7 protein-coding genes and 3 pseudogenes are annotated in these 10801 nt (G+C 46.2%); 3 read left to right on the forward strand and 7 right to left on the reverse strand.

Annotated elements, in window-relative coordinates; genetic code table 11:
- Positions 1–116: 116 nt before the first annotated feature.
- Positions 117–893, reverse strand: a complete 777-nt coding sequence (locus tag QTN94_RS18525) for a phage integrase (protein WP_331428489.1) — start codon at positions 891–893, stop codon at positions 117–119.
- A 268-nt stretch (positions 894–1161) separates the two neighbouring features.
- On the opposite strand from QTN94_RS18525, the gene QTN94_RS18530 reads away from it, so the two are divergent.
- Both QTN94_RS18530 and QTN94_RS18535 read left to right on the forward strand, forming a co-directional pair.
- Positions 1162–1359: a hypothetical protein gene (locus QTN94_RS18530; RefSeq protein ID WP_331428490.1), complete on the forward strand. Its 198-nt coding sequence runs from the start codon at positions 1162–1164 to the stop codon at positions 1357–1359.
- A gap of 185 nt (positions 1360–1544) precedes the next feature.
- The gene (locus QTN94_RS18535) at positions 1545–2189 is read left to right on the forward strand and encodes a hypothetical protein (protein ID WP_331428491.1); all 645 of its coding nucleotides are present in this window, start codon (positions 1545–1547) and stop codon (positions 2187–2189) included.
- 254 nt (positions 2190–2443) lie between these two features.
- On the opposite strand, the gene QTN94_RS18540 is transcribed toward QTN94_RS18535, so the two are convergent.
- The 6 genes and pseudogenes from QTN94_RS18540 to QTN94_RS18565 all read right to left on the reverse strand — a co-directional run.
- Positions 2444–3580: a glycerate kinase gene (locus QTN94_RS18540; protein ID WP_331418561.1), complete on the reverse strand. Its 1137-nt coding sequence runs from the start codon at positions 3578–3580 to the stop codon at positions 2444–2446.
- A 22-nt stretch (positions 3581–3602) separates the two neighbouring features.
- Positions 3603–4955: a GntP family permease gene (locus QTN94_RS18545; protein WP_138971643.1), complete on the reverse strand. Its 1353-nt coding sequence runs from the start codon at positions 4953–4955 to the stop codon at positions 3603–3605.
- A 181-nt stretch (positions 4956–5136) separates the two neighbouring features.
- On the reverse strand, positions 5137–6279 hold the full coding sequence (locus QTN94_RS18550) for a sugar diacid recognition domain-containing protein (RefSeq protein WP_331418562.1): 1143 nt from the start codon (positions 6277–6279) through the stop codon (positions 5137–5139).
- Between the two features lie 296 nt (positions 6280–6575).
- Positions 6576–7472 carry a 2-hydroxy-3-oxopropionate reductase gene (locus tag QTN94_RS18555; RefSeq protein WP_331428492.1) on the reverse strand — a complete coding sequence of 299 codons (897 nt, stop codon included), beginning with the start codon at positions 7470–7472 and terminating at the stop codon, positions 6576–6578.
- A gap of 42 nt (positions 7473–7514) precedes the next feature.
- Positions 7515–7637, reverse strand: a pseudogene (locus QTN94_RS18560) (hydroxypyruvate isomerase); the annotation flags it as partial.
- Positions 7626–9144: pseudogene (locus tag QTN94_RS18565) on the reverse strand (thiamine pyrophosphate-dependent enzyme); the annotation flags it as partial. The pseudogenes QTN94_RS18565 and QTN94_RS18560, both read right to left, overlap by 12 nt.
- A gap of 314 nt (positions 9145–9458) precedes the next feature.
- Between QTN94_RS18565 and QTN94_RS18570 the strand changes: the two are divergent.
- Positions 9459–10678 (forward strand): annotated as a pseudogene (locus tag QTN94_RS18570) (malate synthase).
- Positions 10679–10801 lie beyond the last annotated feature (123 nt).

Raw genomic sequence — 10801 nt, forward strand, 5'->3', positions numbered from 1 at the left:
GTTCTTCTGTGCCATAAAGACTTAGAAATCGAGGAATAGAAATCCCACCTTGGAATTGAATCTGATTCTTTGGCATACCAAACCCTCCCATAACAATACATTAAGTATAGACGCTTTTAGTATGGCTGAAAGTCGGGGGTAATCAGGTTATACAAAGAAGTAGAAATTGGCACTGATCGGTTCTTTTTGCCTTTCGTTTCGGTAAACAGCAATTTGTACTGGCTGATCTGAGAACGCTTTAAATTCAGAGCCTCCCCTATTCTCGCCCCTGTCGCTAGGCATACTTTGCAAGCCAGATGAATTTGCTCGGCTGAAGGGCTGTTATCTTGGCGCACCCTCTCGAGAAAAGGCGTGATCTGCTCCTTGCCCAAGAACGCCAGCTCACGCTCGCTACTCGCAACCAGCTCGATTCCCTCTAAAGGGTTGGGCAAACTCCACTGGTTGTATTTAATCAGCTTGTTGAACATCGCTCTGAACGTTTTAAGTTCAATGTTGTGCGTGGCGGCTGAGATAATAATATCTGGTCTGGTTGGATGGTGACTGACTCGATTGGCGCGATAGTGCAAATAGTCGTTCGCGGTGAACAAACGTGCCAGTGGATTACCGAGCATCTTGATGGTTTTCTCTATAACTGCATAGGAGTTTTTGCCTGTCTTGACGGTATGGCCATGAACAGACCACCAGGTATCAAGCAAGTCTTGTAACCGGCGATGATCCGCCTTCTTGCCGAGCCAGGGCTTGTCGTCGACCTCTTTCATGGTAAACAGCTCAAACGCTCTCGCCTCACCTTTGGTGGCAAACCTTTTACGCACGCGCTTACCACTTCTCCCGCGTGGATAGCATTCACATAGCCAAGGCTTGTTAGAACCATCTTGCAGATTACGGATAGACATAAAAACACCCAAATAAACACTGTATGAATAAACAGTACTTATTTAGATGTCATTTTTCAATGTTTGATTGGATGGCGCCTGTACAGTTTTGGGGAAAGGTCTAAGTCTTGCTCGAAGGGTTTGACTCAGTAAGAAAAGATACGTTAGATTGATATGTGTAATATTGATTAGATAAACGTAGAGCATTGTCGCTCTACCTTTGTTCACCTACACTAACATTAAGATAAGAACACCGACTTGATGACGTGAGTCTATCTAGGAGGTATTGATGAGTTGGATTATGGACATTTTCCGAAACTTCTTTGGTAGACAGAATTCCACGAAGCGCGATTACCCAATGCTGAAAATGGTTAACCCAGATCGTGTGGTAATGGATATGAAAGCATTCCGTAAAAGCAAAGCTGCGCAAGAACAAGCCAAAGCTGCCAGAGAAGGCTATTTAAAAGACAATAAAGTGCAGGCATGACATTGCACACAACAGGTATACACAAGGGCTAATTCGCATTGGCCCTTTTTTATGGACGTCAGTAAATGATTAAACCATCAATACTTTTTGTATTAATACTATGCATTTCTGGTTATGTTTTCGCTCAGCAATGGCACAAAACACACTATCAATTAAAGCGTAGTAATGGATACCATACTTTTTTGATGTCTGCGGCTATCGGTCTGTTCTTATTCGCTGTCGGTACGATTGTGTATGCACTAGGCATTTGGCTCGGAAAACTGACAGGATGGCACTTCTCGGTTGGTGAGTTGGTACTGATTGGCGTATTTAGAAGTGAGTCTTCGTACACTGAGTTCGCCTTATTTGATATATCTATAATGGCTCTCGTCTTAAGCTGGCTGCTGCCAAAACTCTACTACATCAACGAAGAACGTAAGTTTTCTAAGTTCATGTTTGAGTTTTCTATGGATTCGGAGAGCCCAGAGTTTACGCAGTTGTTCTTCCAGTCTCACTATCACGAGCTTCCGATTCTCTTCACCATGTCTGATCGTAAGGTATACATAGGCTATATCTACGAGATACAAACCGGCCATTTTAACGATATTTATATCGTGCCCTACTTCAGCGGTTATCGGGACAGAGACACGTTAGTGCTCCACAAGATCACGCCCTATCATGCCGTGATGGAAGACATTGAAAATGAACTGGAAGACTCTGTTGAATTAGACAAGTTTACCATCGCGCTTCCACTCAGAGAGATCGTTCATGCTCATTTGCATGATTTCCGATACGAAGAACGTTTTAGAGAGAAAGAAGAACTACACAAAGAGCCTGAGACTTATTTGTAAAGAGGGAGCCGATTGGCTCCTTCTTACTGAGTCAGTGAACTCTTAGTGCCTGTCCTTTGTATGCTAAACTGCTAACAATGGTAAATGACGTTACCAAAAAGGTTAGAGCCCGTTTCATTGAGCAAATCCCTGTACCTTATAAGACAAACCAAGTATAGATTTGAATGATAATATCGTAACAAACTTCCAAAGTTTCCATTAAATAAAAACGGCCACTAAAATCGTGGCCGTTGGAAACATGAGAATAAGGTAACTTAATCAAACTTCATTGCTAGCGCAGCCGCAATATTACGTGAGGTCATTTCGACGTTAAATGCTGCTTCTTTTAGCGCCGTCGGTAAGTCCGTCGCACCTAAAACGACACTGTACACCGCATCTAGACCATGATCGTGAACCACACGGCAGTCCTGCGCGGTACTGCCTGCGATACCAATCACAGGCAAGTTATACAGCTTAGCGGTACGAGCAACACCAATCGGTGTTTTGCCATGTATGGTTTGGCTGTCAATTCGCCCTTCACCCGTAATCACTAAGTCTGCATCTTTGATCACTTCAGCAAGATTGACGGCATCCATGACAATGTTGATCCCAGGACGGAGCGTCGCATTAAACAAACCAAGTAACGCAGCCCCTAGCCCTCCAGCAGCACCCGCTCCGGCTTGATCAATCACATCCTTACCGTTGGTCTGAAGAATCACCTTAGCGTAGTGAGCAAGGTTTGCATCTAGCTGAACCACCATTTCTGGCGTCGCTCCCTTTTGGGGACCAAAGATATGTGAAGCACCTTTTGGACCACACAACGGGTTATCGACATCACAGGCCACTTCCAATTGTACGGTCGCTAAACGCGAGTCCAGCCCCGACAAGTCAATATTGACCAAATCAGCCAGAGCGCCGCCACCAAAAGGTAAGTCAACGCCCTTTGCATCAACCAGTTTCGCACCCAGTGCCTGTGCCATGCCCACACCGCCATCATTGGTCGAACTGCCACCAATACCGATAATAATATGGTCAACACCTCTATCAAGTGCCGCTTTAATCAGTTCGCCGGTGCCATATGTGGTAGTAAGTAATGGGTTTCGCTCATCGGGTTCAACTAAATGAAGGCCTGATGCTGCCGCCATTTCAATAACGGCAGTCGAACCATCACCAAGTAGTCCGTAAAAGCCTGTGACTGGCTGACCCAGAGGCCCCGTCACTTCAACCGTTACGATATCGCCTCCAGTCGCGTCAACGAGGGATTGCACTGTGCCTTCCCCACCATCCGCCATCGGCAGTTTGATGTACTCTGCGTCTGGCATGATTTCTTTGAAGCCACTTTCAATCGCAGTCGCCACTTCCATAGCAGTGAGACTTTCTTTGTAAGAGTCTGGAGCGATCACTACTTTCATATATGTTTCCTATTTTGGCTTGTTACAGAAGAACAAGACTTAGAATGTAAACCAGTGTCATTGCTGTCACGCCCTGAACCAGAGTTGCCATGGTTTGTGCGCGGTAAGCGAGTCCAACCGACATGCGGCTAAACTGCGAAACAACCCAGAAGAAGCTGTCGTTCGCATGCGATACCGTCATAGCACCAGCACCAATCGCCATCACTGTAAGTACTCGTCCCATTTCAGAGTCTAGTCCGAGTTGAGCTAACATCGGGGCAACAAGCGCAGACGTAGTCACTAGAGCCACCGTTGACGAACCTTGCGCAGACTTTAGAGCCGCCGCAACGATAAATGGCATAAAGATACCGACGCCCAAAGCAGACAAGGTTGTTCCTAAATATTCACCCAGTGGTGTTGCTTTTAGAACCGCACCAAATGCACCACCAGCACCAGTAATGAGTAGAATTGGAGCCGCCGCGGTAATGCCTTGGCTAATACGCTGACCAAACTCTTCAACCTTGTTGTCGCTCTTTAGCAAACGTACTGACAAGAACAAACCAATCAGCAGTGCAGTCAGTGGTTGACCTAAGAACACCAACACATCAAACAGTGCACCCTCACCCAAAGGTAGGCTTGGGAACTTGGCAATTGAGCCAAAACAGATCAATAAAATAGGCACAAAGATTGGTGCAAATGCCTGCCCTGCAGTCGGCAGCTCGCCGTAAGAGGCTTTAAGTTCTTTCCAGTCCTGCTTGATCTCTTCTGCCTGTTCAGCCGCATCTGGTTCAACATCTTTAAAGCGATTAGCCCACAACATACCCGCTAGCGCTGCGGTCGCGGCAACGAAGATACCCACACCAATAACCAAACCTAGATTAGATTCAAGACCTAGATTACCTGCGGCAGCAATTGGACCAGGAGTTGGCGGCACGAATGTATGCGTTGCGTATAAACCCGTTGCTAGCGCCACACTCATTGCGACACTGGATGTTTTCATACGGTTTGCCAATGACTCTTTCAGCGAGTTAAGGATGACAAAACCAGAATCACAAAAAACAGGCACCGACACGATGTAACCAATAATGCTCATCGTCAGAGTCGGGAAACGATCGCCCAGTACTTTAATCACAGTATCGGCCATCGTAATCGCTGCGCCGCTTTTCTCTAGGATGACACCAATTATGGTACCGAGAACAATCACTAGGCCGATATAGCCAAGAATGCCGCCAAAACCTGAAGCGATGGTCTTAGCAATACTGTCAGCTGGTAAGCCATAAGCAAATGCAGCTAAAAATGCTGCTACGATGAGTGCTAAAAAGGGGTGTAACTTAAACTTGGTGGTTGCGAGGACGATAAAGGCTATCACCCCCAGCAGGATTAGGATCAGACTCATAATAACTCCGTTTATAGTAATGTTTGTTCTCTACGCCAGAACTCATTTCCGACATTGAGGGTGTCAGTAGGGACGGGGTTATTATTCAGTGATTCCACCATCATTCCTTTATGCAAACTGACAAATTTTAAGCGACCAAGACGTCTTAAATATGTCACATTGCACAAATCACTCTATTAAATTACAAACATTTAAGTGCTAAATATAACTGCACCTTATTATCTAAACTATTGATTTTAAAGTTAGTAATTTCTTCTATCTTATCTAGCCTGTATCGCAGAGTATTGCGGTGAATATGTAGCGCTGCACAAGCTTGAGCTAGATCGCAGTCTTGATCAAAAAACACTCTGAGCGTCTTAATAAGTACGCCTTTGCTATCGTGTCGCAACAGTTTTTCTAACGGTTCCGTCAGTTGAGAGCGCCTCCATTGGTCTTGTTTTAGTCCGCCAACCAATACTGACAACTTATGATCTTGATAGAACAAGATCGCTTCTTTGCTCTTCTCTGCACTCGCAAGCGTCGCTTTAGCGGTTTCGTAAGAGCGCGCTAAACCCGCTACCCCTGAAAAGTATTGCCCTAGTGCGATCTGAATTGAGAAGTCCGCTTCCTGTGCGATGCGTTTCAACAGACGTTTAACCCGCGCTTTCTCTTCATTCTGGTTCCAGTTCCCTTCCACAAGAGTCACTGGTTTTAGCACCACCACTTCGTTCATTGACACAGAGACTATGCCAACAATATTGTCTCGTTCAGGATAGTCCAAGAGATGCACCAGCTTCTGCAAATGCTCTAATGTCAATGACTGTCCCTGTTTCGGTATAACCTTTACTACGGCGGCAACTCTTGGCTGCGCAAGATTCAGATCCAGTCTCTCTGCGATCGATAGCAGTTGGTTCTCGTTTAGGGTCGACCCTTGTATTAGTTGCATCAGCAACTCTTCTCGATGACGCTTGTTCCACTGAATCTGTGCTATCAAGGCTTCTTGCTCAATGATCAGTTCTGCCGTCATCTTGACCAATTCGCCATAACTTCTGACGTCATCCGGTTGGCCCGATATTCCTACCACTCCGATCACTTTATCTTGATAAAGAATGGGGAGATTGATTCCCTCTTTTACACCAATCAGTGTACTGGCAACCGTCTGATTAATTTCAATAGTACGGTTATCATGAATCGCCAGTAAGGCTCCCTCATGAGTGCGATGTAAACGGGTTGGATCACTGGATCCGATAATCTGTCCGTTCTCGTCCATAACGTTCACGGGAAACTGGATAATTTTCGTCGCACGTTCAACAATTTGACGAGCGATTAGGGTATTTAACTGCATCTCTTTTGCCCTGTGATATCAGCCTGTCGGCATACCCGATTAACATATCACAAGCCTCCCTCAATTAACTGAACTCACTATATTGCGCAGTTCACAATGAGAAAAAAAATCCCGAAGTAAGTACGCCAGGTGCCTGCTAAGACGGAGCCCGATAAGCACTCCTACCTTTTGCCTTACAACGGGAACGCGTATAAAAGGAGACAAAAAACTACGCGATTTAGTAGCAATAAATTTAGGGTTCATGCCAAACCCAAGGAGCAATAAAGGGAGAGGAATCCTTTACGCCCCAGACGGAATTACTTTCTGATTGAATGATCAGAGCGTTTCTCAATCGCTTTAATCAAAGCAGAATGATCCCAATTTTGCCCTCCTAACGCCGCGCAATCTTCAAACAGCTCTTGAGCTGTGGCGGTATTAGGTAGTGCAACTCCCAGCTCTTTCGCGCCTGTCAGTGCAAGATCTAGGTCTTTTTGGTGTAGAGAGATTCTAAAGCCCGGATCGAAGGTACCTTCAATCATGCGCTCACCGTGAACTTCGAGAATCTTCGAGCTAGCAAAACCACCTAATAGAGCCTGACGGACTCGTGCGGGATCCGCACCGGCTTTTGAAGCAAACACTAACGCTTCAGAAACCGCTTCAATGTTTAAAGCAACGATAATTTGGTTGGCTACTTTACACGTTTGACCCGCACCATTGTCGCCCACCAAAGTGATATTTTTACCCATCGCTTCGAACAGTGGACGGGCTTTATCAAACGCTTGTTGTGAACCACCCACCATGATGCTTAAAGTGGCGTTAACCGCGCCCACTTCACCACCCGACACTGGCGCATCGAGATACTGAGCACCACTTTCATTAATACGTGCTGCAATCGCCTTGGTTGCCATTGGTGAAATCGAACTCATGTCGATAACCAATTTGCCCTCAGCGCTAGTCGCTGTCAGGCCGGCTTCAACACCTTTTTCACCAAATAGCACATCTTCAACCTGAGGTGTGTTTGGCACCATGAGGATAACCACATCGGCTAAACGTGTTGCCTCTTCTGGTGAGTGACAAACTATCGCTCCCGCTTGCACAAGATCTTTTGGCGGTGGGTTGAAATGGTCTGAAACCACAATGTCATAGCCTGCTTTTTGTAGATTGGCAGCCATTGGTCTGCCCATGATTCCAGTACCGATAAATGGGTAGTTGATTTCCCCCGTCCCCGGTTCATGTCGTCCTGGATTGTCAGCCAACTGCACATGAGCGATTTGCTCGATGTTCGCTGACATGGTTGGTGCCAAATCACCTTCCATGATCTGCATGTGGTAGATGTCATACTGAATAAACAGGTTGTCACTACCGACTTCCTTGATGATCGCTTTCGCTTGTGCGAATGCCACCTGCATTTGCTCTGGGTCAGTAACACGAATCGCTTTACAACCTAGACCTTCGACGACCGCCACATGGTCAACACCGTCGCCATTAAGTTCGGGGGCATTTTGGTTCTCGAACGCAAGTTGAACACAGTAATCAATGTCGAACTGACGCTGAGCCTGTCGAATCAAACCTAGGTAGGAGTTGTTCACCAATACATGGATGTAAGGCAAATTAAACTGAGCACCAACCGCTAATTCCTCGATCATAAACTGGAAATCATAGTCACCAGAGATAGCGACGATATCGCGATTTGGATCCGCTGCACGAACACCTAGTGCCGCCGGAGTTGTCCAACCTAACGGCCCCGCCTGACCACAGTTAATCCAGTGACGCGGTTTGTATACATGTAAGAACTGGGCAGCAGCGATTTGCGACAGACCAATGGTGCTGACATTGCCCCACCCAAGCACTACGATTTGGCAATTTACCCGCATCTCGCCACTCACGAGCCACTTCAACCAAGAGTTCTAATGCCGCTTTAGCGTCAGAGACAATGCCTAAGTCAGGACAGAACACTCGACCAATTTGAGTCGGTTCAATATCAACGTGAACAAACTTACGTCCTTTAGTGTAAACATCCAGTGAGCCTGTATGTCGGTTCGCCCAACGGTTACCGATACCAAAGACAAAATCAGACTCAAGCAGAGTGGCGTTACCGTAACGGTGTGCGGTCTGCAAGCCAACCATACCTGCCATTAGCTCATGATCATCGGCAATAGAACCCCATCCCATTAAAGTAGGAATGACAGGAACGCCAGTGATCTCGGCGAATTGCTGCAACAATGGTTCAGCGCCCGCATTAATCACGCCGCCACCAGAAACAATCACTGGATTTTCTGATTCGCATAGCATTGCCATTGCTTTCTCAACCTGAGCACGAGTGGCTTTGGGTTGGTAAGATTCCAACGGCTCATAGGTATCAATATCAAATTCAATTTCCGTTAACTGTACGTCTATCGGAAGATCGATAAGAACCGGACCAGCGCGGCCTGAACGCATCAGATGGAATGCATGCTGGAATGCTCGTGGCACCTGAGCAGGCTCTAGAACTGTCGTCGCCCACTTGGTGACAGGTTTGGCAATCGACTCAATATCAACCGCCTGAAAATCTTCTTTGTGCAAACGCGCACGTGGTGCCTGTCCTGTAATACACAAGATTGGAATTGAATCTGCCGATGCCGAGTAAAGACCGGTAATCATATCCGTACCCGCTGGGCCTGATGTACCGATACACACACCAATATTGTTTTGATTGGTGCGGGTGTAACCTTCAGCCATATGCGACGCACCTTCCACGTGACGCGCTAAAACATGATCGATTCCACCAAGCTTTTTCATTGCTGCGTACATTGGGTTGATGGCTGCACCAGGGACGCCGAAGGCAATGTTTACACCTTCCTTCTTCAACACCTCTACCGCTGCTTCAATTGCCTTCATCTTTGCCATGCGAACCTCCATTTCGATTGTATACAATTCAAAGACACTTTGTGTACTATGAATCATATTTAGAATTTGGCACCCCCCCAAATGCAACATTTTTTCAACATAGAGCATTTACTTTAAGCGATCACTCACCCTTTAAAGCCTAGAAATCATTGCTTTATATAAAATATCTTTACATAAAAATAATTACCCAAGCGCTCAAATGAAAAATAATTGTTAAATACCCTTTGATTGTTTACATAAATTGAAATATAAGTATTCGTGAACAATCAATTTTGTACACAAAATCATTCGATATTGTTTAAAGGAGACGAACAATGAGTATGAACGATGTAGCAGAAAGAGAAGAGACTGCCTGTCTACGCGTGGTTGGTAATACAGAGAACCCAGAATTCCAAGCCATACTGTCTAAAGAGGCTCTCTCTTTCCTAACCAAACTTGTAGAGAAGTTTGCACCGCGTAGAGATGCACTATTGCAAGCTCGCGAAGAACAACAAAAGCGTTATGACGCTGGCGAATTGCCAGGCTTTCGCGCTGATACTAAGCAAATTCGGAATGACAAGAGCTGGAAAGCATGGAAGAATCCCAATGGTGGGATGATGTTTTCTCATTCACCGAAGATTACTTTGGCGTTCAACGCGGCACCATTCGCGCCACAGTGCTCATCGAAACCCTACCAGCCGTATTCCAGATGGATGAAATGCTGTATGCCATGCGCGATCACATCGTCGCAATGAACTGTGGCCGCTGGGACTATATTTTCAGCTACATCAAAACGTTGAAAAATCACGCTGATCGCATTCTTCCTGACCGTCATGTGGTCGGGATGGACAAAGAGTTCCTCAATGCCTATAGCCAGCTGTTAGTGCGTACTTGCCACCAGCGAGGAGCACTCGCGATGGGGGGGATGTCGGCCTTTATTCCAGCTAAAGATCCCGCAGAGATGGAGCGCGTGACCGCCAAGGTCATCGAAGATAAAGAGCGTGAATCACGTAATGGTCACGATGGTACTTGGGTGGCTCACCCAGCGCTAGTTGACCTCGCAATGTCGGTATTCGAAAAGAACCTTAATGGCAAAGCCAACCAACTTGATTTCGTTAGTCCAATCAACGAAATAGGAGCAGATTTACTGCTTAAACCCTGTGAAGGTAGCCGAGACGAAGCAGGCGTGCGCAAAAACATCCGCATTGCTCTCTACTACATCGAAGCATGGATCCAAGGTCATGGTTGTGTGCCGATTTATGGCCTGATGGAAGATGCTGCAACGGCGGAAATCTCACGTGCCAACATTTGGCAATGGATACATCATGGCGTCGTACTCGACGACGGACAAACATTTACCAAAGAGCTCTTCCACCAATGGTTGTACCAAGAGCTCGACACCATTAAACAGGAAGTGGGCGAAACTCGATTTGCTGCTGGCCGCTTTGAACAAACCGCTGACCTTTTCTTCGAGCTGTCGACAGCAAAAGAGTTCACCACCTTCCTGACCTTACCAAGCTATCAGCTTCGTAAGCGTTCACCAGCAGTCCATTGACAAAAAGTGTGAGTTAACGCAATTGATCCAACATTCCTAATTGAGTGATCATTTCTAGCCGTCATGCTTAATGCATGAAGAAGAAAAAATCTAAATTCTCATCTTCGCCGCCCGTGGCCTCAG

The sequence above is a fragment of the Vibrio sp. M250220 genome (genome assembly GCF_036533795.1).
Taxonomy (GTDB): domain Bacteria; phylum Pseudomonadota; class Gammaproteobacteria; order Enterobacterales; family Vibrionaceae; genus Vibrio.